At 65.2% G+C, this 23222-nt stretch carries 13 protein-coding genes and 1 tRNA gene; 6 read left to right on the plus strand and 8 right to left on the minus strand.

Annotated elements, in window-relative coordinates:
• The first annotated feature begins 121 nt into the window (after window positions 1-121).
• The 3 genes from QZ546_RS02760 to QZ546_RS02770 are packed head-to-tail and all read left to right on the plus strand — an operon-like array spanning window position 122 to window position 9662.
• Window positions 122-5914 carry a DUF3320 domain-containing protein gene (locus tag QZ546_RS02760; protein WP_294234333.1) on the plus strand — a complete coding sequence of 1931 codons (5793 nt, stop codon included), beginning with the start codon at window positions 122-124 and terminating at the stop codon, window positions 5912-5914.
• Window positions 5911-7041, plus strand: coding sequence for a DNA repair exonuclease (locus QZ546_RS02765; protein ID WP_294234336.1), 1131 nt, complete (start codon window positions 5911-5913; stop codon window positions 7039-7041). The genes QZ546_RS02760 and QZ546_RS02765 overlap by 4 nt, the downstream gene beginning before the upstream one ends.
• On the plus strand, window positions 7038-9662 hold the full coding sequence (locus tag QZ546_RS02770) for a DNA-binding protein (protein ID WP_294234338.1): 2625 nt from the start codon (window positions 7038-7040) through the stop codon (window positions 9660-9662). Before QZ546_RS02765 ends, QZ546_RS02770 begins: the two co-directional genes overlap by 4 nt.
• Here QZ546_RS02770 and QZ546_RS02775 read toward each other — a convergent pair.
• The 5 genes from QZ546_RS02775 to QZ546_RS02795 form a co-directional block, all read right to left on the minus strand.
• Window positions 9583-11682: a glycoside hydrolase family 97 protein gene (locus QZ546_RS02775; RefSeq protein ID WP_294234341.1), complete on the minus strand. Its 2100-nt coding sequence runs from the start codon at window positions 11680-11682 to the stop codon at window positions 9583-9585. The two genes, QZ546_RS02770 and QZ546_RS02775, sit on opposite strands and share 80 nt — an antisense overlap.
• A 17-nt stretch (window positions 11683-11699) precedes the next feature.
• Entirely contained in the window at window positions 11700-14183 is a 2484-nt protein-coding gene (locus QZ546_RS02780) for a TonB-dependent siderophore receptor (RefSeq protein ID WP_294234343.1), read from the minus strand.
• Between the two features lie 197 nt (window positions 14184-14380).
• Window positions 14381-15430, minus strand: coding sequence for a LacI family DNA-binding transcriptional regulator (locus QZ546_RS02785; RefSeq protein ID WP_294234346.1), 1050 nt, complete (start codon window positions 15428-15430; stop codon window positions 14381-14383).
• A 29-nt stretch (window positions 15431-15459) separates the two neighbouring features.
• A complete protein-coding gene (locus QZ546_RS02790; RefSeq protein WP_294234348.1) occupies window positions 15460-16740 on the minus strand; it encodes an MFS transporter in 1281 nt (426 codons plus the stop codon).
• Window positions 16741-16970: 230 nt separating this feature from the next.
• Window positions 16971-17047 (minus strand) — tRNA-Arg (locus tag QZ546_RS02795).
• 84 nt (window positions 17048-17131) lie between these two features.
• Here QZ546_RS02795 and QZ546_RS02800 point away from each other — a divergent pair.
• Window positions 17132-17866, plus strand: coding sequence for a queuosine precursor transporter (locus QZ546_RS02800; RefSeq protein WP_294234351.1), 735 nt, complete (start codon window positions 17132-17134; stop codon window positions 17864-17866).
• 307 nt (window positions 17867-18173) lie between these two features.
• Here QZ546_RS02800 and purQ read toward each other — a convergent pair whose 3' ends face one another.
• The 3 genes from purQ to purC are packed head-to-tail and all read right to left on the minus strand — an operon-like array spanning window position 18174 to window position 19851.
• Entirely contained in the window at window positions 18174-18842 is a 669-nt protein-coding gene (gene purQ, locus QZ546_RS02805) for a phosphoribosylformylglycinamidine synthase subunit PurQ (RefSeq protein ID WP_294234354.1), read from the minus strand.
• Complete coding sequence (purS, locus tag QZ546_RS02810) at window positions 18842-19072, minus strand: phosphoribosylformylglycinamidine synthase subunit PurS (RefSeq protein ID WP_042486357.1); 231 nt, start codon at window positions 19070-19072, stop codon at window positions 18842-18844. Before purS ends, purQ begins: the two co-directional genes overlap by 1 nt.
• Entirely contained in the window at window positions 19072-19851 is a 780-nt protein-coding gene (gene purC / locus QZ546_RS02815; protein WP_007405170.1) for a phosphoribosylaminoimidazolesuccinocarboxamide synthase, read from the minus strand. Before purC ends, purS begins: the two co-directional genes overlap by 1 nt.
• Window positions 19852-20129: 278 nt before the next feature.
• Between purC and QZ546_RS02820 the strand changes: the two genes are divergently transcribed.
• Window positions 20130-20519, plus strand: coding sequence for a hypothetical protein (locus QZ546_RS02820; RefSeq protein WP_294234356.1), 390 nt, complete (start codon window positions 20130-20132; stop codon window positions 20517-20519).
• Between the two features lie 293 nt (window positions 20520-20812).
• Complete coding sequence (gene parC, locus QZ546_RS02825) at window positions 20813-23065, plus strand: DNA topoisomerase IV subunit A (RefSeq protein ID WP_294234359.1); 2253 nt, start codon at window positions 20813-20815, stop codon at window positions 23063-23065.
• Window positions 23066-23222: the final 157 nt, after the last annotated feature.

Here is a 23222-nt window from a genome sequence, read left to right on the forward strand (position 1 = left end):
TAGTTTTACCTATGCATCATATCAGAATGCCATACCTGTCGTTCGCGGGATTAACATTGAAAACGCCGAGGGGCAGCATCACGAGAATATTCGGCTCGATCTCTCGTCTTCACCGTCTTTCTTGAGAGCGAAATCCTGGAGCATCGATCGGCTGCTGCCTGGCGACAGCCTGTCCGTCAGCGACCGGAAGGTCGAACTCGATGCCGCGTATCTGGCTGGTCTGAACGAAGCGGAACGAGGAGAAATCACGCTTCGTCTGACGGCGGGCGACCAGCTGCTCGATGAACAGCGTTTCCCTGTCCGCTTGCTGGCAAGGGATGAATGGGGCGGTGTCGCCGACATGGCGCAGCTGCTGCCCGCATTCGTGATGCCGAACGATCCCGCCATCGCCCGCATCCTGCGTAGCGCGGCGGACCGTCTTGCCGAGCATGGCCACCCCAGCGGTCTCGACGGCTATCAGTCGGGCGATCCGCAGCGGGCCTATATGCTGACGGCCGCGATCTATTCCGCGATCGCCGCGCTGGCGGTGCATTACGCCGAGCCGCCAGCCAGTTTCGAGGCGCGCGGGCAGAAGGTGCGCCGTCCCGCCACGATTGCCGACGAACGGCTGGGTACGTGCCTGGATACCACTTTGCTGTTCGCAGCCGCATTGGAAGGCGCGGGCCTATATCCCGTCATCCTGCTGTTCGATGGCCATGCTGCCGTCGGCGTCTGGCTGACCAAGCGGACGTTCGGTAACACCGTCGAAACCGATCAGATGGATGTTCGCAAGGCGCTGGCCTCGCGCGAGCTGATCGTGTTTGAAACGACGGGCGTCACCCATCGACCGGCCATGGCCATGGACGTGGCGCAACGTGCGCTCGATCACCGCATGAGTGAAGACGAAGCGGCGGCATTCGTCGCCGCGATCGACGTACGACGTGCGCGAAGCGGCGGTATCACGCCGCTCGCCTCGCACGACGCCAAGCCAGCCAGTGACCCGGGGCAAGACGGAGACGCAATCCCGGCCGCCCCTCTGTCGCTGCCGTCCGCGCCATCGTTCAACGACCTGCCCGACATGCAGATAGAGGAAAAGCCGACCACGGCGGCGGGACGGATCGATCGCTGGCAGAAGAAACTGCTCGATCTCACCCTGCGCAACCGGCTGCTGAACTTTCCGGACTCGAAGAAGACGATCCCGTTCCTCTGCACCGATGTCGCCTATCTGGAAGACAGGCTGTCGGATGGTGCGGCGATCCAGATCGTATCCCTCCCGCAACAGAACCCGCTCGGCGAGCGCGATGCGGCGCTATATCGTGAGGTGCATGGCCGCGACCTGCACCGCGGTTTTGCCGCCGAGGCGCTGGCACGGGACGAGCTGCCGTCACTGCTTGATGGCCGCCAGCTCGAATCGCGGTTGATCGATCTTCACCGGCAGGTGCGCAACGATTTCGCGGAGGGTGGCGCGAACACGCTGTTCCTCGCGGTCGGCTTTCTACGCTGGAAGAAGAAGCCGGAGGATCAGCGCAGCTATCGCGCACCACTATTGCTGATCCCCGTCAAGCTGGAGCGGCGCAGTGCCACCGCACCGTTCCGCCTTCGCTTTCATGAGGATGAGCCGCGCTTCAATGCGACGCTGCTGCAATTTCTGGAGCGTGACTTCGACCTGAAGCTGCCGCAGTTCGGCGGCGAACTGCCACGGGACGATAGCGGCATTGATGTGCCGCGCGTGCTGGCCGCGATGCGGCAGGCGGTCCGGGACGTGCCCGGTATGGAGGTCGTTGACGAGACGGCGCTGTCGACCTTCAGTTTTGCCAAGTTCCTGATGTGGAAGGATCTTGTTGAGCGGACCGAAGCGCTGCGGGAAAATCGGGTTGTCCGCCATCTGATCGATACGCCGGACAAGCCGTTCGGCGACGGCCAGCCCGCCATCCGCGACGAGGGCGAGCTCGATCGCGCCTATGCCCCGGCGGATATCATCTGCCTGCTGCCATCGGACTCGTCCCAGACCGCCGCCAGCCTGGCGGCAGCGGAAGGCCGCGATTTCGTGATCGTCGGACCGCCGGGTACGGGCAAGAGCCAGACGATCGCCAACATGATCGCGAACTGCCTCGGCGTGGGCAAGACGGTGCTGTTCGTCGCGGAAAAGACGGCGGCGCTGGACGTGGTGTATCGCCGCCTGCGCGAACATGGGCTGGGCGACCATTGTATCGAGCTTCATTCGAACAAGGCCGATCGTCGACACTTTCTGGCACAGCTGAAGGCAGCGTGGGAGCATCAGGGGCGAGTCGATCCGGCGGAATGGATCACGGTCAATGACCGGCTGAAGCTGCGTCGCGATACACTGAATGCGTATGTCGAGGCGCTTCACAAAAGCTATCCAAGTGGCTGGACGCCTTATCTGGCGCTCGGGGTGGCTCTGCGGGGAGCAGCGGAGCCCGCGCCGGATTTCGGTTGGCCCAAGGGGCAGGTTCATGACACCGTCACTTTGGCCGCACTCGAAGAACTGGCGGGCGAGATTGGGCTGGTCTTCGCCTCGATTGAGCGTCGTCCGGCGCTGGATCTGGTCGATATCGATGAGCCGGGCACGGCGCGGCAGGACGAACTGCTCGCCGCTGGGCAATCCCTGCGCAACGCTGCCGACCTGCTGGGCGGGGCGCTGGATGCCTATCGCGGTGTGCTTGGCCTGGCCGTTTCCGACCAGCCCGTGACATCGAGGGTAGCGACGCTAGGCGGTCTGGCTGCCGCGTTGGAAGCGGCGCGTGATCACGACCTGTCGATCGCGTTCCATCCTGATTTCGTGCGAACGAGCGACGATGTGGTCGCGCTGACGGCCGCCATAGAGCTGTACCGGGATGCCGAACGACAATTGAGCGCCCCCTTTGCGGCCGCCAGCGTGCGGACCATGGATCTGACCGCGCTGGATCATCAGTGGCGTGAAGCGAGCGCCTCGATCTGGCCGCTTTCGGCTTTGGGGCGGCGCAAGGTCGCCAACATGCTGCAAGGTTATGCTGACGGTGGGACGGTGGAGCCGGACCAGGATCTGCCCCTGCTCCTGCGGATGAGGGAGCAACTGGCGGCGATCGACCATACGCCGCTGAAGGACCGGCAACTTCCGGTCGCGGGCCTCGACACCGATCCGACGGCGCTGCGCGCGATTCTGGAGGGTGCGAATGCGTTACGGGCGGCGTTGCGGACGGATGGCTGGGGTCCGGGCGAAGCGGAGATCATCGCCAGGCGGGTCGCCGCCACCATGCAAGAACGCGACGGCAGCAACGGCCTCTGGCAGAGCGGCTCCCGATTACTCGCCGCACGGCAGGGTTTCGACACGGCGCGCTCGCGCTTCGCCAAGGCCGCGGGACGGGACGTCTCGTTGGGTGAGGGCCCGGCGGCGCTGTCGGATCTGGCGGCAAGCCTGACGGCGTTGGCCGATGCACGCCACTTGCTGCGGGATTGGTCGGCCTGGTGCCGCATCCGCAACCGAGCGGTGGCCTCAGGGTTGGGCGCGTTGGTCGAACAGATCGAGGGCGGCGTCGTTCCCGCCGGTCAGGCGCGCGCGGCGTTCCGTCTTGGCTATGCCCGGTGGTGGTTGCCGACGGTGCTCGACAGCGAGCCGGTGCTGCGCGATTTCCGACGCTTCCAGCATGAAAATGCGATCGGCGAATTTCGTGAGATCGACGATCTGGTCCGCACCCACGCGACCGGCCGCGTCGTGGGGGCTCTGGCGCATGGCTTGCCGGCCGTGCAGAGCGTGCCGCGCAATTCCGAACTGGGTCTGCTGCGCTACCAGATGGAATTGCAGCGTCCGAGCCAGTCGATCCGCGACTTGATCGGCAAGATGCCGGAGAACTTCTCGAAGCTGGCACCCTGCATGTTGATGTCGCCCTTGTCGATCGCGCAGTATCTGCCGCCCAACCAGGCCCTGTTCGACGTGGTCATCTTCGACGAGGCATCGCAGATCACGACATGGGACGCGGTCGGCGCGATCGCGCGCGGCCGTCAGACGATCATCGTCGGCGATCCCAAGCAGTTGCCGCCGACCAACTTCTTCGGCAGCAATGAGGAGGACGAGGAGGTCGCCGATCATGAAAAGGACATGGAAAGCATCCTGGACGAAGCCAAGGCATCGGGCATTCCCGTGCGCGACCTGCGCTGGCATTATCGCAGCCGCAGCGAATCGCTGATCGCCTTCTCCAACCACCATTATTATCACAACCGTCTCGTCACGTTCCCGTCGCCCCAGGTGGATGACCGGGCGGTGCGGCTGCGCAAGGTGCCGAACGGCATCTATGATCGCGGCAAGACCCGCACCAATCGGATCGAGGCGCAGGCGGTGGCGGACGAGGCGGTCGCGCGGATGCGCGCGTGGCTGGATCTGCCGGAAAAGAGCCGCCCCACCTTGGGGATCATCACGTTCAATGCGCAGCAGCAGTCTTTGATCCTCGACCTGCTGGACCTGGCGCGCCGGGACGAACCCGCGCTCGAATGGTTCTTCGCGGATGACCGGGTCGAAGCGACGATCGTCAAGAATCTGGAAAATGTGCAAGGCGACGAACGCGACGTCATCCTCTTCTCGATCACCTTCTGGAAGGATGCAGCGGGCAAGCTGACCATGGATTTCGGCGCCCTCAACCGGGACGGGGGCGAGCGACGGCTGAACGTGGCGGTAACGCGCGCGCGCCAGGAACTGATCGTCTTCTCCGGCTTCACCGCCGATCAGATCGATCCCACGCGCACCAAGGCGCTGGCGGTCCACCACCTCAAGACCTTCCTGGATTATGCGGAGCGTGGGGCCATCGCCCTGCCAGCCGAGACGGCGGGTTCGGTCGGCGGGTTCGATTCTCCCTTCGAGGAAGCGGTGGCGGCGCAACTGGAGCAACGCGGCTGGGTCGTCGTGCCGCAGGTCGGCATTTCGGGCTTCCGTATCGACCTGGGTATCCGCCATCCCGATTTGGCGGGCGCCTATCTGGCGGGCGTCGAATGCGACGGCGCCACCTATCACAGCGCGGCGACGGCGCGGGACCGCGACAAGGTTCGCGAACAGGTGCTGACCGGGCTCGGCTGGAATATGCTGCGCGTGTGGTCGACCGACTGGTGGTACGATAGCACCGGGTGCGCCGAGCGGTTGCACGCGGCGCTCGAGGCATTGCTCGCGCAGAGCCGCACCAACCGCGCCGATACCGTGGTCGAAGCGCATTGGAACATGGGCCACGAGGTCGAGGGGATTGAGGGCATTCGCGACGACGCAGCCGTTCTCCAGATCGAAGCGGTGGCGTCTGCCCCTGGCCCCATCGAGGTCGAACTCGTCGCCACCGAGGTCGCGTCTCCCGCCATTGAGGTGCAGTTTGCCAGTGCCCATCCGGTTCCGGCGATCACGCCGCCTTCGGTACAGGCTGACGACCGCTATCGTCTCACGGACCTGGGTAGTTTTCCCGTCGATCCCGCCCGATTCTTCGACTTCGCCTATCGCGATACCCTGCGCGACATGATCGTCGCCGTCATGGATGCGGAGAGTCCTTTGCGAACCGATATCCTGTACCAGCGCATTGCCAGGGCCCATGGCTGGTTGCGCACCGGTGGAAAGATCCGCGAGCGCATCGACATGCATCTTCATGATTTCGAGCGGACGCACGAATCGACCGGCGAGTTCATCTGGAAGCCGGGCGAGGTGTTCGACTTCCGCCCCTATCGCGCGCCAAGTGGAGACGACTCACGGCGGGCCATCCCGGATATCCCATTGGCGGAATTGGCCGCGGTGGGGCGGGCGCATCCCGCATTGCTCGACGAACCCGATCCGGCGCGCGAGCTGGCGCGATTGCTGGGCGTCGAACGACTGGCCGCCGGATCGCGGACCCGGTTGGAAGAGGCGCTTGCGCGGTGCCGCGAAGCTGTCATGCCCTCAACCATGACTGCCACACCGCCAGGAATGGCATGACCGTGACGCGCTTTCTGCATTCGAGCGATCTGCACCTCGGCAAGCGGTTCGGAAATTTCTCCGGAGACTTGCCCAGCCGTCTCCGCGAGGCGCGCCATGCGGTCCTCGGCACCCTTGCACGGCACGCCCGCGAACAGGGCGTCGACACGATCCTGTTGGCGGGGGACACGTTCGACACGGAAACACCAGCGGCCGATGTGCGGCGGCAGGCGCTGACCGAGATGGCGCATCATGTGCCGATCCGGTGGATAATTCTGCCCGGCAATCACGATTCGCTGCAGGCAACCGAGCTTTGGGCACAGTTGGCGCGCGAGGCGCCGGCCAATGTCGTCCTTGCGACCACGGCGCATCCGATCCCCTTGGCGGACGGCGCAGTGCTGTTGCCCGCGCCGTGCACATTTCGACGACCGGGCAAGGATCTGAGCGACTGGATGGACAGTGCTCCCACGCCGGAGGGGGCCATCCGCATCGGGCTGGCGCACGGTGCCATCCAGAGCTTCTCCGAGGAGGCCGTGAGCGACGACGTGATCGCGCCGGATCGGGTGCGCCGAGCCGGTCTCGACTATCTGGCGCTGGGGGACTGGCATGGTGCCATGGCTGTCGATCCTCGCACCCATTACAGCGGCGCGCCGGAACAGGATCGGTTCAAGCACGAGCGACCGGGCACTGCCTTGCTGGTCGACATCGCGGGCGCGGGTGCCGTTCCCACCGTGACTTCGCTTCCGACCGGAACATTCACTTGGCGCACATTCAACCTGCATCTATTGGCGGGGGACGATCCAGAAGCGGGCTTGGCGGCCTTGTTGCCCGAAATGCGGGATCGGCGGCAGACGCTGGCCCGGATCAGGATGGACGGACGGGCCAGGCTGGCCGCGCGGACGGCCCTGCTGTCCGCCTATGAGCAGGTCGTCCCCGATTTCGCGTGGCTCGATCTGGACGAAGCCGGTCTGGTGACCGAATGCGATGTGGACGATCTGGACCAGATCGACCGCGCCGGCGCCCTGCGAGAAGCCGCCGACATGCTGCTCGCCGAGAGCACCGATACTGCCCAGTCGGCCGAAGCCCGCGCGGTGGCCAGTGCCGCCCTGTCGCGTCTGTACGAGTATGCCCAGCGAGTGACATCATGAAGATCGACGCGCTCCGGTTTCACAACGTAAAGCGCTTCGGCGGGCGTGGTGTCGCGATCGAGGGGATCGGCGACGGCGTCAACGTGCTGTGCGCCGCCAACGAATTCGGCAAGTCGACCAGCTTCGAGGCGCTGCACGGCCTGTTCTTCCTGCCGCATTCCAGCACGGCGGGCGGTGTCAGGAACCTGCGTCCCTATAGCGGCGGCAACCCCTTGGTCGAAACGGATATCGCGGTCGGCGGGGCGCGGTATCGACTCACCAAGAAATATTACAGCGGCGGCTTCGCCAAGGTTGTCGACCTTGCATCGGGGCAGTTGATCGCCCAGGCCGACGAGGCGGAGAACTTTATCAGCCGATTGATCCAGGGCGGCGCTGGCGGCCCGGCCGGGCTGCTCTGGGTGCGCCAGGGCGTGACGGGTATCGAAACGCGTAGCCGGACGGAGGAAGAGAGCGATCGTCAGGTCCGCACCAGCTTGCTCGAATCCGTGCAGGGCGAGGTCGAGGCGATGACGGGCGGTCGCCGCATGGCCGGTGTCATCGCCGCCGCGACGCAAGCCGCCGCCGAACTGGTCACCGCAACCGGCAAGCCCAAGGCGGGTGGGCGTTACGCGACCGCGATGGCATTGCGTGACCGGCTGGTGCAAGAGGCGCTGCAACTGGAGAAGGAGGTCGCGGCGCTACGGAGCGAGCTCGACCAGCGCAGCCTCGCCCAGCGCAGGCTGGCCGAGCTGGAGCAGTCCGATGCGCGCGACAGCCGGAAGCGGGATATCGAGAAAGCCGAGGCGGCATTCGAAGCTGCCAAGTCGCAGGCCGATCGCCTCAAGACCCTGCTCGCCGAACTGGGGTTGGCGCGGGAGCGGCGGGACGTTGCTCTGCGAGACCTTCGTCAGTTCGATGGCGCATTGGCGGATGCCCATGCCCTGGCCGAGGACAATCGCGACGCGCATCGCCGCCGGGATGAGGCCGTTGAACGGCGGCGCTCGACCAGCGACATCATCGCCAGGGCGCAAGCCGATGTCGAAGCGGCCGAACAGGAAGAGCTTGCCGCCCGCGCCCTGCTCGAATGCCTCGATGCAGCGAGCAAGGCGCACGAAGCGGCGGAACGCCGCGCCGAATGGGAAGAGCGACTGCGGCATGGCGAGCAGCTGCGTGGTACGATCGAGGAGTGCGAAGCGCAGCTTTCCAGCCTTCGCTTGCCGAAGGGCGCCGTCGACGAACTGGCCGAGCTCGACATCGAGATCGTTCGCCTTCGCGCGATGCAGGATGCGGCGCGTCCATCGGTCCAAATGACGTATGAGCCCGGCGCGACCGCCCGTGTGACGATGGCCGGTGTTGCCTTGGGCGATGGTGAAGAGCGTGGCTATGACGTCCAGGCGCAACTGATCGCGCCGGGTTTGGGCACCATCACGCTGCGCTCCAACAGGGCGGAGCGAGACGACACGCGCCTGATCCAGGCGGAGGGACAGCGCCAGACGCTGCTGGCCTCCATGGGGGTCGCCGATCTGGCCGCCGCACGCGCCCAGGAGGTACGGGTGCAGGGCATTGAGGCGCAGGCCAATGAAGCCAGGGCGCGGCTGTCGATCGTGGCGCCCGATGGGGTCGATGCCTTGCGCCAAGCAGTGGCCGCGCTAGCCGACATCGACCTTGTGGACGGCGATCTGGAAGTGGACCCGGCCGAAGTGCGCGCGCAGCGCGAGGCCGCTGAGCACCGCCGCCGCGAAGCGATGCAGGTCATACGCACGACCGAACCTGCGCGCGTCCACGCCGATGAGGCCTTTGTCGCCGCCGAAACGCGACTGGCTGGTCTGCGCACACGCGAGGAACAGGTCGTCGCGATCCTCGGTCCGGCTGAAGGGCGTGAAGCGCGTCAGCAGGAACTGGCCGAGCGTTTGGCGGATCGTGAAGCCGTACTGACGAAAGCGCAGCAGGCGCATGACGAACATGCCGCCGTTGCGATCGACCTCGACGCGGCGGATGCTGCCCTTCGACGCGTTCGCTCGGTGGAACAGGCTGCCGCCGCCGAGGCCCAGCAGCTCCGGGAAAATATCGCGGGATGGAGTGCACGCATTGCCACGAAATCCGACGAGGCTGTCGAGGAACGCTGGCGCGAGACGCTGGAAGCGCGAGATGCCGCTCAGAGCCGGGTGACGGCTTTCGAGCAGGAGGTCGCCGTCCTGTCGCGGCTCACCCAGGCACTGGAAGCGGCGCGTGCCGATGCCAGCGAACTCTATCTGAAGCCGGTGATGAACGAACTGCGCCCGCTTCTCGGTCTGCTGTTCGATGACGTCGCCATCACCTTCGACGATCGCACATTACTGCCGCACAAGATCACGCGGAGCGGTCAGGAAGAGGATGTCGATCGCCTCAGCGGGGGTATGCGCGAGCAATTGTCGGTCCTGACCCGTCTTGCTTTTGCCCGCCTGCTGGCGCGAGACGGGCGTCCGGCGCCCGTGATCCTTGACGATGCGCTGGTCTATTCAGACGACGACCGCATCGAGCGCATGTTCGATGCGCTTCACAGGCAGGCTCGCGACCAGCAGATCATCGTCTTCTCGTGCCGTCAGCGGGCTTTCCAGAAATTGGGTGGAAACGTCCTGCAGATGATCGATTGGGAGCCTTGAGGCGCGCGATCGACCGCTGGCTTGAAAGGCGAAACCTTCGAAACCGGATGGCCTGCCCACCGCCGGACGCAAGGTCGAGCGACAGCTGGTCTCCGGCGACAACCATCTGCTGCCGGATCGCTAGTTTTTCGGGGGCGGTGCGCCAGTCGGCACCGGGGCCATCGGCATAGATGGTCGCCTCGTACCGGGCGCCCTTGTCCAGAAAGTCGAGCGGCACCGTCAGCACACGCGCCGTGTCGTTGGTGATCGCGCCCAGATACCAGTCGGGGCTGTTCCGATCCCGCCGCGCGACGACGGCATATTCGCCGATCTTTCCCTGCAGCGTGCGGCTGTCCTCCCAGTCGGTCGGAACGTCGCGGATGAAGCGGAAGGCGTCGGCGTGCTCGTCATAATGTTCGGGCAGGTCGACGGCCATCTGCACCGGGCTGTACAGCACGACATACAGCGCCAACTGGTTGGCGATGGTCGAGGGCACACGGTTGTTCGGCCGCGTCGCGCGATAATCGAAATGCACGACGCCTGGCGTATAGTCGAACGGCCCCGACAACAGCCGGGTGAAGGGCAGGATGGTCGTGTGGTCGGGCGCGTTGCCGCTGTCCGGGCTACCGCCATTATATTCCTGCCCGCGCGCGCCTTCGCGGCTCATCAGATTGGGCCAGGTGCGACGCAGGCCGGTATCCTTGACCGGCTCGTGCGGGAAGATGGCGATATGATGCCGCGCCGCCGCCTCGACGACTTTTTGCAGGCTCTGCACGGCATATTGGCCATCGGGCCATTCCGTTTCATCCAGCCGCGTGCCGACATAGCCGAGCTTGATCGAGCGCACGCCGTAGCGGTCATAATAGTCGAGCGCCGGTTCCAGCTGGCCGAGATAATCCTTCACCTGTCCGCCGGTCTCGTGATGGCCGATCAGGTCCACGCCCTTTGCGCGGGCATAGGCAGACACTTCGGCCATGTCGAAGGCAGGCTGCGCACGGTCGAAAACGAAGCGTGAATGGCCGTTCTTCCACCATTCGGGCACGTCCCAGCCGATATTCCACCCTTCGACCAGCACACCCGGAATGCCGTGCCTTGCTGCCCAGTCGATATAGGATTTGGCGCGCGCGGTCGTGGCGCCCAGCTTCGGCCCCGGCTCCCAGGTCAGCAGGCCGGTATGCATCGCCCAGAAGATGCCGATATATTTCTCCGGCTTCACCCACGACACGTCGCTTAGCCGATTGGGCTCGTTGAGGTTCAGGACGATGGTCGAATCCGCCAGATGCGCGGCGTCGGGGGCGACCATCACGACGCGCCACGGCGTCACCGCGCCGCCATGCGTCCGCGCCCGGTCGCCATTGGACCAGGGCGAAAGATCGGCCTTCAGCGTGCGGCTATTCTCCTCGGGCATGTGCAGGTTCATCGACGGGAAGTCGACCAGCGCCGCCTCGTGCACCGCCATCGCCACGCCGTCGCCCTCCAGCGTCAGCGGGGTCTGCGCGGTCTGGATCGCCGACAGCGCCGAGCGGCTATATTCATATTCGCTGTACTTCTCGCGATACGCCGGGATCGACCAGGCGCGGTAGTTCTGCGCGAAGTGGAACTCGGTTTCCTCGTCGGTCACGACCAGCGCCTGCTCCGCCGCGCCGGGCAGCGTGTAGCGAAAGCCGAAGCCGTCATCGAACACGCGGAACTCGACGCCCAGCTCGCGGCCATCGGTGGCGGCCAGTGTCGCGACCAGCCCGCGATAGTGCTCACGCATCCACCGCCGCTCGCCCCAGGGCTGAGTCCAGGGGCGGTCGAGCGCGGTCCGCTGACTGGCCACCAGCGTCAGGTCGTGATCGATCGGCGCGGCATCCTTGAACCGGAACCCCAGCCGCGACCGATCGAGGATCGGCTTGCCGTCATAGCGGGCGCGATACACCGCCTCGCCCTTGTCCACCGCCACATCGACCGCGATCCGCCCGTCGGGCGAGGTGATGGTCTGCCACGCCTGTCCCAAAGCGGGGGTCGCCGCGATCACCGCCGCGAGCCCGACGATCATGCCCAGCCCGTTGTGCATCAGAAGCTGTAGGTCAGGCTGGCACGGACACGGCGGCCGAAGATCGGGCGGCCCTGGAACGCGGTTTCCTGCACCCCGATGATCGAGCCCGCCCGCGGATTGCCTTCGGTCAGGCCCACCTCGTTGAACAGGTTGGTCGCGACCACCTGCGCCTGAAGTGCGTCGGTGACCTTCCAGTTGGCACCCAGCCGCACCTCGGTATAGCTTGGCAGGACGATGGTATTCGCCACATCGACATAGCGTTTGCCGGTATAGGCGGCCTCACCGAAGATGTTCACCCGGTCGCCGAGCAGATGCAGCGTCGGGCGGACCGACACCTGCACCTGCGGCTGGCGGACGATCTGGTTGCCACTGAAATTGAACGGCCCGCTCGCATCCTGCCCGGCGAAGCTGGTATAGTTGATCTTCTGATAGTTCCCACTTGCCGCCAGCTCGAAGAAATCGACCGGGCGCAACGACAGTTCGACCTCCACGCCCTTGGACTCGGCGGCCGCCGTCTGGTTGATCGTCTGCGCCTGGCCGTTCGGGCCCGCGACGATCGTCTGGAAGGCGATGTTGGGGAATTTATTGTAGAACAAGGTGACGAAAGCCGAGAAGGGCCGGGTGGCATATTTCAGCCCGCCCTCGACCAGGTCGATCTGGTTCTCGACCGGCACGCCGCCGAACCACTGGACGAACTCCGGCGTCACGCGGAAGCTGCGGCTATAGCGGGCGAAGGCCGCGACCCGCTTGTCGAACTCGTAATTCGCGCCCGCCGAAAAGGCCCATTGCCCGGTCTTGAACCGATAGGGCGTCGTCGCGCCGGTAAAGACCAGCACATTGTCGTCGGCAATGGTCGTCGCATCGCCCAGATTGGTGCGTGTGGTCTGCGCGATCGTGCCTTCCTTCGATACATGGTGATAGCGTGCGCCCAGATCGATGCGCAGCGCCTCGGTCACCTGCCACGCATCGGTCAGGTAGAAGGCGTTGATCGTCACCTCATCGTGGAAACGCTGCAAATTGCTGTGCAGGTTGAGCAGACCGTTCTTGGTCAAGGCCACCGTCTGCTGACCGGCCGCGTTCAGACCGACCACGTCGAAATAGCGGGGGCGATTGATCGCCTCGACCAGAATGTCGTTCCAGTTCCAATTCTGGGTCTGGTTGAAATGGCTGAAATAATAGCCTGCGGTCAGCGTGTGGCGACCGATGCCGGTGTCGAGCTTCTTGGTGACGCTCAGGTCGTTGATCACATTCTCGACATTGACGACCGTGTTGAAGATGCTCTGGGTCAGCGCCAGCTGATTGCCGAGCGCGGCGGCAGCGACGGTCTGGCCGTTGCTGGCGTCGCGATAGACGGCGGACACGGTGTCCGGACGGGCGGCCTGCAACCGGGTCAGCGCATTGGCCAGAAACCCTTGCGACGTGGCGATACCCGAGCTGAACAGCCCGTTGAAGTCCACCGTGCCGGTCGTATAGCGGGCACGGTCGTTGACCTCCCACCCATCGCCCAACGGCTTGTTGAAGATCGCGGTAAAGGTGTCGGTATCGGTGTGGATGCCCTGGGTCAGGTCCACCCGCTTGTCGAACGCGCCGCGGCCGTCGGGCACGGTCAGCCGGGCAAAGGCCGTGTTGACCAGCGTGCCGGTGCCGGCATCCAACCCCGGCAGGCCCTGAGACGGGCTGGCGAGCGGGATGGCGGTGTAGAAGATGTTCTTGTCGTCCAGCTTGCGATAGCTGACGAAAAGCGAGCCACTGTCGGCGAAGTCATATTGCAGGCCGACCCGGAACTGCCCCCCCTGATTGCCGGTAAAGCCGGGGTTCCGCAGGCCGTTATCCTCGCGATAGAAGCCGCCGATCGCAAAAGACAGCCGGTCGGTCAGTGGCCCGGACACATTGGCGTCCATCCGGTAATGATCCCAGTCGCCGACCTCGCCCTTCACCATGCCCTGGAGCGTACGGGTCGGACGCTTGGTCAGGACGTTGACGACGCCGCCCGGCGCATTGGACGCGGTGATCGAGGCCGAGCCGCCGCGCACGATCTGGAGCGAGTCGACAGTCGCATCGACGCGGAAGAACTCGTCGGCATTCGTAAAGGCGCCTGCGCCTTCTTCCCATACAGGCAGGCCATCCTCCAGCAGCGGGAGATAGCGATAATTGTCCGCCGGAAGGCCGCGCGAATAAACGTTGTTGCCGACCTCGCCGCCCGAGCTTTCGACATAGATGCCCGGCGTCGAGGCGATCAGGTCGGCAATGCCCAAGGGGGCCTTTTGCGCGATCGCCTGCGGGTCGATGGTGGTGATGGCGTAGGACGTCTCGAACTTGCGCGTGCCGGTGCGGGTGCCGGTGACGATGATCTCGTTGAGACCCAGGTCATCGGCCTGCGCCGCTTCGGGCGCGGGATCGGCCTTTGCTTCGGCGGCCGGTGGGGCGGATTGCGCCAGCAGGGGGGCGACGGGCACCATCCCTGCAACCGAAGCCATCAACGCCAAGCGACATCCACCCATGATAATCCCCTCCAAGACGCCTCTGACGGGCGGTCCACCTGATGAGGGAAAAATGAGGTCGCGCGCAAAATTATGCAACGAGTATTTGCAAACGATTGCAATTTACATGAAATTGCTTGGCTTCATGCGATTAAGTTGCCTGTTTTCTGTGCTTTGCTGATCCAGTTGGACATTATTTTGCACGACATCCGCGCCTCTTAACGGCCGCAGGACTCGCGAATCACAAGGTTGGTCGGCAACCGCTCCGACTTGGCGCGATGGCCGTCGATGATGCGCAGCAGCTTGGAGACCAAGAGATTGCCCGCCTTGATGACATCCTGCCGGATGGTCGTCAGCCCCGGCGTCGACAGCGCCGCCGCGTCGATATCGTCATAGCCGATCACCGCCACATCCTCGGGCACGCGCAGGCCGCGCTGGCGCAGCGTCTGGATCGCGCCGAGCCCCACCAGGTCGGAGGCCGCGACGATCGCGTCGAACGCGATGCCCCGCTCCAGCAGATTGTCGACCGCCTCCGCCCCCTCGAACCGCCCGGCGGTCGGCGTCTGAACCATAGCGGGATCGAACGCCACGCCATGTGCCGCCAGCGCCGCGCGATAGCCGTCCAGCCGGATCGCGATCTGCGAAAAGGGCGTGCGGGCCGCCGCAATCGGCGGCATCGCGCCGATAAAGGCAATGCGCCGCCGGCCCTTGCGCAGCAGATGCGCGGTCGCCTGGAATCCGCCCTCATGATTGTCACTGCCGATCGAGCAATAGCCTTGCCCCGCCACCTCGACCCCCCAGGCGACAAGAGGCTTGCCCATATCGGCATAATGGTTGAGCGCATCATGGAACTGCGATTGGCCCAGGAAAATCGTACCCGCATAGGCACTTTGGTCGAGGAACTGTGCCAGCGTCGCATCGTCATAGGGCGTCTGCCACACGATCGACACGTCGCGCCGCCGCTCGCGCAGGGCGGTGCCGACACCGCCGATCAACGCCAGCTCGAACGGATTGGCCAGCTGGCTGCCATGCGCAGTCGCGACCGGCACGACCAGGCAGATTTGCTCGGACAGCGACGGCTCGGCGCGGCGCATCTTTTGCGGGACATGGACATAGCCCAGCCGGTCCGCGGTGCTCAGCACCCGCTCGCGCGTCTCCTCGCTGATGGCGCTATGCCCGGTCAGCACCCGCGACACGGTCGCGACCGACACCCCGGTTTCCGCTGCGATCCCGCCCAGGGTCGGCCCGCCCCGTTTCACCCGCGCCATAGTCGACTCGATATTTGCATTAGATTGCACTAGATCAGGGGCGCGTCCTCGTCCATGGTCGACAGGCACAGGCTCAGCACCGCCCCCATCGCCATCAGCCCGCCCGCCAGGGGCAGTACCGGCCAAGCCATGCCGCTCAGTCCATGCGCGATGATCCAGCCCATGCTCATCCCCGCGACCAGCTGCGGAACGACGATGAAGATGTTCATGACGCCGATGAACATGCCTGCCGTCGCGCTGGAGACCGCCCGCCCGGCCAAAACGAAGGGTGCACTCAGGATCGAAGCGTAAGCGATGCCGATCAGCACAGCGCAGACGACCAGTCCGGCTGGATGAGAGACCAGCGCGATGCCCGCCAGTCCTAGCGCGCCCGCCACCAGCGCCGCCGCATGGACCCGCGTCACCCCGAACCACCGGAACAGCCCCGGCAGCAGAAAGGCGAACAGCCCAGCTACCCCGTTATAGGTCCCGAACAGGATCCCGACAAAGTCCGCCCCGCGTGCATAGGCCGCATCGAAGGGCGAGGTCGCGCCGTAAAGCTGTGCCGCGACGACCGGCGTCGCATAGACCCACAGGAGATAAAGACCGAACCAGCTGAGAAACTGGATGGCCGCCACCGGACGCAGCGTCCGCCAGAGAGCGGCAAAGCCGGTCCGGTGGCCGGGCCTCACCGACGGATCATGCTGTACTACGTGAGCTGCGACCGGTTCGCGCACCCGTGCTACCGTCCAGCCGACTGCCAGCGCCACCGCGAGCGCCGCCGCGAGGAACGCCACCCGGATCGACGGCGCGGTCTGGCCCGGCTGCGCGACGTTCGACCAGCCGCCCCAGGCGAGCAGGATCGGCGCACAGGCCCCGGCCAGCGCCCCCAGCCCGATAAAGACGGTCTGCATGGCATAGCCGCTTGCCTGATCCTCGGGCGGCAGCGTGTCGGCGACCAGCGCGCGATAGGGTGCATGGAGCGCATTCATGGCCGCCTCCAGCCCCCAGACAATTACCACCGCCACCATAAGCGACGTTGCCATCGGCAAGGCGGCCAGCGCGGCGATCACCAGCAGGGCCGATATCAGGATATAGGGCCGCCGCCGCCCGAACCGGCCGCCATGCCGATCGCTGATCGCGCCGACGACCGGCTGCACCAGCAACCCCGTCACCGGCCCCGCCAGCCACAGGATCGCAAGCTGGTCGACCGAGGCCCCCAACCCCTGGAACACGCGGCTCAGGCTGGCGCTCTGGATACCAAATGCGATCTGCAACCCGAGATAACCGACGCTAAGGTCCAGTCCCTTGATACGCTTCGATAGTCCCATGGCTCACGCCATCCACAATTTCGCCTGCACGCTCAAGCCGCTCGGCGGCCGCACCTTCTATCCACACATAGCCGAGATCAGACCAGGAGGCTCAGACCGATCCATCGGCAGCTCTATCCATCGTATTCTGGAATTGAAAACCTGACGTCCGAGGTCTTCCAGACGTCGCGTGCCCATTGCTATCCAATGCGCTACTACGGAATGCACGTAAATCTGGCGATTTTGCAAAGTGGCGCGCCCGGAGGGATTCGAACCCCCGACCGAGGAGGTAGAAGCTCCTTGCTCTATCCAACTGAGCTACGGACGCGCGGATGGCGGTGTCCCTAGCGTGGTTTGCTTGGGTTGGGAATGGCGATAAACATCGCGTCGAACGGTGCGGAGGGGCAAGGGCATGGGTGTGGAACGGGTCGTGGCGGACCGGGACATGGGGCGGGGTGCGTTCCGCTGGTTCGACTTCGTGATGGCGGCGTTCGTCACCGTCCTGCTGCTGTCCAACGTCATCGGCGCGGGCAAGGTGGCGGTGATCACCCTGCCGTTCGTCGGGCAGTGGCCGTTCGGCGCGGGCATCCTGTTCTTTCCGCTCAGCTATGTCATCGGCGACGTGCTGACCGAAGTGTACGGCTATGCCCGCGCGCGGCGCGTGATCTGGGCGGGGACGGCGGCGGTGCTGTTCATGGCGTTCATGAGCTATGTCGTGGTCGAACTGCCACCCGCGCCGACCTGGACCAACCAGGCGGCCTATGAGGTGATCTTCGGCCAGGTGCCGCGCATCGTGCTGGCCAGCGTATGCGCCTTTTGGGCTGGGGAGTTCGTCAATGCCTATGTCATGGCGCGGATGAAGCTGTGGACCGGCGGGCGGCATCTCTGGTCGCGCACGATCGGCTCGACGGTGGTGGGGCAGGGGGTGGACAGCCTGATCTTCTATCCACTCGCCTTTCTATATGCGGAGGGCTGGACCCCGCATCTGGTCGTCGTGGTGCTGTTCACGCAATGGGTGCTGAAGGTGGGTTGGGAGGTGCTGCTGACCCCGGTGACTTATCTGGTCGTCGGTTGGCTGAAGCGGACCGAAGGGGTGGATGTGTTCGACGAGGGGACCGACTTCACGCCGTTCCGGGCGCGGGTTTGAATAGGGTTTACGCGAAGACGCGAAGGGTTTGATAAGAGATTTTGTTCGCGCGGAGGCGCGGAGGCGCGTAGAACGCAGAGGTGTCGCACCCTGCGGCAGCCGTCTATCTCCGCCACCGACATGCGATAGAAGGGATGAGGTCTCCACAAGACCAGACACCTCCGCGCTCTCCGCGCCTCCGCGCGAACAAATATCTTCTTCGCGTCTTCGCGCGAACAAAAAAGGGGAAGCGAGTCGCCTCGCTCCCCCTTTTCGGATGTCATCCCGTGGCCTTCGACTTCGCTCAGGCTGAACGGATGGGCGGGGGTTAGGCGCCGACCATTTCCAGCAGGCCCTCGAACAGCCGGCGGCCATGGTCGCCGCCATGCGCGGCTTCGATGCGGCGCTCGGGGTGGGGCATCATGCCCAGCACGTTGCGCTTCTCGTTCAGCACGCCCGCGATGTCCCGGGCCGAGCCGTTGACGTCCTCGGCATAGCGGAACGCCACGCGGCCTTCGCCTTCCAGGCGGTCGAGTGTGTCGGCATCTGCGAAATAATTGCCGTCATGATGCGCGACGGGGATGCGGATCGTCTCGCCCTGTTCGTACAGGCGCGTGAAGGCGCTGTCGGTGTTCGCCACCTCCAGATTCACGTCGCGGCAGACGAAGTTGAGCGAGCGGTTGCGCATCAGCGCGCCCGGCAGCAGCCCGGTTTCGGCCAGCACCTGGAAGCCATTGCAGACGCCGAACACCGGCGTGCCCTTGTTCGCCTGCTCGATGACCGCGCGCATGATCGGCGAGCGGGCCGCGATCGCGCCGCAGCGGAGGTAATCGCCGTAGGAGAAGCCGCCCGGCACGCCGATCAGCCCCAGCCCCTCAGGGAGTTCGCTGTCGCCGTGCCAGACCATGGCGGGCTTGACGCCCGTCACCGCCTCCAGCGCGACGGCGAGGTCGCGGTCGCAGTTCGAGCCGGGAAAGACGATGACGGCGGTCTTCATCAGGCGCGCTCCACCCGGTAATTCTCGATCACGGTGTTGGCGAGCAGCTGGCGGCACATCTCGTCGATCTGCGCGTCGGTGGTCGCGTCGGCGACTTCCAGCTCGATCAGCTTGCCCGCGCGGACGTCGTTCACGCCCGCAAAGCCCAGGCTTTCCAGCGCGTGGTGGATCGCCTTGCCCTGCGGGTCGAGCACCCCGGGCTTCAGGGTGACGAAAATCTTCAGCTTCATTACTTGCCCCGGCTCTTGCGGTGTTCTTCCAGATCGAGGACGGCGGTGTCGCCCCCCTCGGGCAGCAGGCCCAGACGGCGCGCCACTTCCTGATAGGCCTCGACCTCGCCGCCGAGATCCCGGCGGAAGCGGTCCTTGTCCAGTTTCTCGTTGGTGGTCATGTCCCACAGGCGGCAGCCATCGGGGCTGATCTCGTCGGCCAGAATGATACGACCGAAGTCATTGTCCCAGATACGGCCGAATTCCAGCTTGAAGTCGACCAGGCGGATGCCGATCGCGGCGAACATGCCCGACAGGAAGTCGTTCACGCGGATCGCCAGATCGGCGATGTCGTGCATCTCTTCCTGGCTGGCCCAGCCGAAGCAAGCGATATGCTCGTCGGTGACCATCGGGTCGCCGAGCGCATCGTCCTTATAATAATATTCGATGATCGTGCGGGGCAGCTTCACGCCCTCTTCGATGCCCAGACGCTTGGACAGCGAGCCCGCCGCGACGTTGCGCACCACGACCTCGATCGGAACGATCTCGACCTGGCGGATCAGCTGCTCGCGCATGTTCAGGCGGCGGATGAAGTGGGTCGGCACGCCGATATGGTCGAGCATGGTGAAGACATGCTCGGAGATACGGTTGTTCAGCACGCCCTTGCCGTTGATCGTGCCCTTCTTCTGGGCATTGAACGCGGTGGCGTCGTCCTTGAAATACTGGATCAGCGTGCCGGGCTCGGGGCCCTCGTACAGGATCTTGGCCTTGCCTTCGTAGATTTGGCGGCGGCGAGCCATGCGGCGGTCCCCTGAAATGAGTACAGCCCCGGCGCCCCCATGCTGGAGCCCGAGGCGGGATGGCGCGGCCTATAATGGATGGGACGCGGCGGCGCAATGGAGCCGGGGCCGCAAACATGATTCCGTCGGGTCGTGGAGGGGTAAAGATTACGACGCCGTCATCATCGCGCCATGATGAACAGATTTTTGTGATGGGGTGAAAAGAATGTAAGGTGGGAAGTATAGGAAACCAATCGACCAAGTTGCTGGTTCTGTCGATGCTTGCAAAGGAGGTAGTCATGAACAAGCTGGTGATCGGTGTTGTTGGTGGGACCCTGATGTTGACGGCGGGTGCTGCCGTGGCGCGGCCGATGCACATGGCGCATCAACCGCAGATTTGGGAACAGGCACGTGTTCCGCTCGCCAATGGCATGGAGGCCATTGCGGTGGTGAAGAATGGCAACACGGAACGCACGGTCGCCTGCCGCGACACGGCGGATGTCCTCGCCACCTTCCGTCCCGAAATTGTCGCCTTCCAGCCCGTGCGCGGCCTGCATGGCAAGGTGAAGACCGACGAGGATGTCGCCGGGGTCGAGACCTTCACCCCCGTCGCCTTCCAGAACTGCACGGTGGCGGCCGGCGATCACTTCCAGCAGGATGTGACCCAGGCCCAGGCGAACCAGTCCTAAGCCGACCGGCCTCGCCGAAAACGAAGCGGGCGCGACTCCCAACGCGCCCGCTTTGTCGTTGGTTCTAGCTTTCCTCCCCTGCAAGGGGAGGGGGACCAGCGAAGCTGGTGGAGGGGTGTCGCCGGTCGCGAGACTGGTCGCGCCTTACGGCCCGGGACACCTCTCCGTCAGGGCTTTGCCCTGCCACCTCCCCTTGCAGGGGAGGAATTGGGTGGGCGCTGAACCCACCGCCGTTCCCGATTTGATCCTGCCGATTGCCCCGACCCCACGGGCTTGCTAATAGCCTGTCCTCCATGGCGATCGATCTCCGCGATAATCCTCCCGTCGGCATTCTGGACGCACCCTTCGACAGCGCGCTGTCGGAGCGGTATCTGGTCTATGCGCTGTCGACGATCACGGCACGTTCGCTGCCCGATGTGCGCGACGGCCTGAAGCCCGTGCACCGGCGGCTGCTCTGGGCGATGCGGCTGCTCAAGCTCGACCCGGCGGCGGGGTATAAGAAGTGCGCGCGCGTCGTCGGCGACGTCATCGGTAAATACCACCCGCATGGCGACCAGTCGGTCTATGACGCGATGGTCCGCCTGGCCCAGGATTTCGCGCTGCGTTACCCGCTGGTCGACGGGCAGGGGAATTTCGGCAATATCGACGGCGATAACGCCGCCGCCTATCGTTACACCGAGGCACGGCTGACCCAGGTCGCGATCGACCTGATGGACGGGCTGGACGAGGATGCCGTCGCCTATCGTCCGACCTATAATGGCGAGGAGCAGGAGCCCGAGCTGTTCCCCGGCCTGTTCCCCAATTTGCTGGCGAACGGCGCGAGCGGCATCGCGGTCGGCATGGCGACCAGCATCCCGCCGCACAATGCCGCCGAATTGCTGGAAGCCGCGATCCTGCTGGTCGACCGGCCGGACGCGGATGACGATGCGATCCTGAGCATCGTCAAGGGGCCGGACTTCCCGACCGGCGGCATGGTCGTCGATGCGCCCGCCATCCTGCGCGAAAGCTACACCACCGGGCGGGGCGGTTTCCGCGTTCGCGCCCGCTGGGAGATCGAGCGCGAGAAGGGCGGCGGCTGGCAGATCGTCATCAGCGAAATCCCGTACGGCGTCGCCAAGGGCAAGCTGATCGAACAGATCGCCACGCTGATCAACGACAAGAAGCTGCCGATCCTGGCGGACGTCCGCGATGAATCGGATGCGCAGGTCCGCATCGTGCTGGAGCCGCGCGCCCGCACCGTCGATCCGCAGGTGCTGATGGATGGGCTGTTCCGCTTCTCCGACCTGGAGACGCGGATCAGCCTGAACCTCAACGTGCTCGACAAGGACCGTACCCCGCGCGTCATGAGCTTGCGCGAGGCGCTGGCGGCCTGGGTCGAGCATCAGTTCGTGGTGCTGCGCCGCCGCTCCGAGCATCGCCTGGGCAAGATCGCCGACAGGATCGAGCTGCTCGACGGTTATCTGGTCGCCTATCTCAACCTCGACCGGGTGATCGAGATCATCCGGACCGAGGACGAGCCCAAGGCGGTGATGATGGCGGAATTCGACCTGACCGACCGGCAGGCCGAGGCGATCCTCAACATGCGCCTGCGTTCGCTCCGCCGGCTGGAGGAGTTCGAGATTCGCGGCGAGCGCGACAAGCTCGACAAGGAGCGCGAGCAGCTGACGCTGTTGCTGGGTTCCGAACAGCGCCAGCGGACGCGGATGAAGAAGGATCTGGGCAAGATCCGCGACCGCTACGGCCTCGAAACCGCGCTGGGCGCGCGCCGCACGCTGATCGAGGAAGCCGCGCCGACCCGCGACATCCCCCTGGAGGCGATGATCGAGCGCGAGCCGATCACCGTCATCCTGTCGCAGCGCGGCTGGATCCGCGCGATGAAGGGGCATGTCGACCTCGCCTCGGCCGATACCGCCAAGTTCAAGGAAGGCGATGGCCCGGCCTTCGCCTTCCATGCGCAGACGACCGACAAGCTGCTGCTGGCGGCGGCCAATGGGCGATTCTTCACGCTGGCGGCCGACAAGCTGCCCGGCGGGCGCGGTTTCGGCGAGCCGGTGCGTGCGATGATCGACCTGGACGGCTCCATCGGCATCGTCGGCTTCCTGCCCGCGAGCCGCAGCCCCAAGCTGCTGGTCGCCGCCTCGGACGGGCGCGGCTTCATCGTGCCGACCGCCGACACCATCGCCGAGACTCGCAAGGGCAAGACCGTGCTGACCCCGCGTACGGGCGCGACGCTGAAGGTCGTGCGGCCGGTCGGGGCGGAGGATGACTATGTCGCGGCGATCGGCGACAATCGCAAATTGCTGGTCTTCCCGCTGACCGAGTTCGTCGAGCTGTCGCGCGGCACCGGCGTGCAGCTCCAGCGCTACCGCGACGGCGGGCTGTCGGATGCGACCACCTTCGTCTTCAAGGACGGGCTGAGCTGGCCGATGGGCGGCGAGACCGGGCGGGTGCGGACCGAAACCGATCTGTCGGCCTGGCGGACCGCACGCGGGGCGGCGGGGCGGATGCCGCCGACCGGCTTCCCGCGCGACAACCGCTTCGGCTGAGCCGGATAGCGCTGTCCTCCCTGTCGCACGATAGGGGAGGGGCGGGGATCGCCGTCATCGGACCTCGTCCGACATGGTAGAAATCCACCCATCGCAGCGGCTGGGGCGGCTGGTCTCACAACCGTTTACGGATCAGATTTTCCGAGGAATTTTAGGC

The organism is uncultured Sphingomonas sp., from assembly GCF_913062585.1.
Lineage (GTDB): Bacteria > Pseudomonadota > Alphaproteobacteria > Sphingomonadales > Sphingomonadaceae > Sphingomonas.

Excerpts from the sequence above, each read along its gene's own strand:
- QZ546_RS02765 (WP_294234336.1), top strand. The coding sequence starts at position 5,911 with ATGACCGTGACGCGCTTTCTGCATTCGAGCGATCTGCACCTCGGCAAG.
- QZ546_RS02770 (WP_294234338.1), top strand. The coding sequence starts at position 7,038 with ATGAAGATCGACGCGCTCCGGTTTCACAACGTAAAGCGCTTCGGCGGG.
- QZ546_RS02775 (WP_294234341.1), bottom strand. The coding sequence starts at position 11,682 with ATGATCGTCGGGCTCGCGGCGGTGATCGCGGCGACCCCCGCTTTGGGA.
- QZ546_RS02780 (WP_294234343.1), bottom strand. The coding sequence starts at position 14,183 with ATGGGTGGATGTCGCTTGGCGTTGATGGCTTCGGTTGCAGGGATGGTG.
- QZ546_RS02785 (WP_294234346.1), bottom strand. The coding sequence starts at position 15,430 with ATGGCGCGGGTGAAACGGGGCGGGCCGACCCTGGGCGGGATCGCAGCG.
- QZ546_RS02790 (WP_294234348.1), bottom strand. The coding sequence starts at position 16,740 with ATGGGACTATCGAAGCGTATCAAGGGACTGGACCTTAGCGTCGGTTAT.
- QZ546_RS02800 (WP_294234351.1), top strand. The coding sequence starts at position 17,132 with ATGGGTGTGGAACGGGTCGTGGCGGACCGGGACATGGGGCGGGGTGCG.
- purQ (WP_294234354.1), bottom strand. The coding sequence starts at position 18,842 with ATGAAGACCGCCGTCATCGTCTTTCCCGGCTCGAACTGCGACCGCGAC.
- purS (WP_042486357.1), bottom strand. The coding sequence starts at position 19,072 with ATGAAGCTGAAGATTTTCGTCACCCTGAAGCCCGGGGTGCTCGACCCG.
- purC (WP_007405170.1), bottom strand. The coding sequence starts at position 19,851 with ATGGCTCGCCGCCGCCAAATCTACGAAGGCAAGGCCAAGATCCTGTAC.
- QZ546_RS02820 (WP_294234356.1), top strand. The coding sequence starts at position 20,130 with ATGAACAAGCTGGTGATCGGTGTTGTTGGTGGGACCCTGATGTTGACG.
- parC (WP_294234359.1), top strand. The coding sequence starts at position 20,813 with ATGGCGATCGATCTCCGCGATAATCCTCCCGTCGGCATTCTGGACGCA.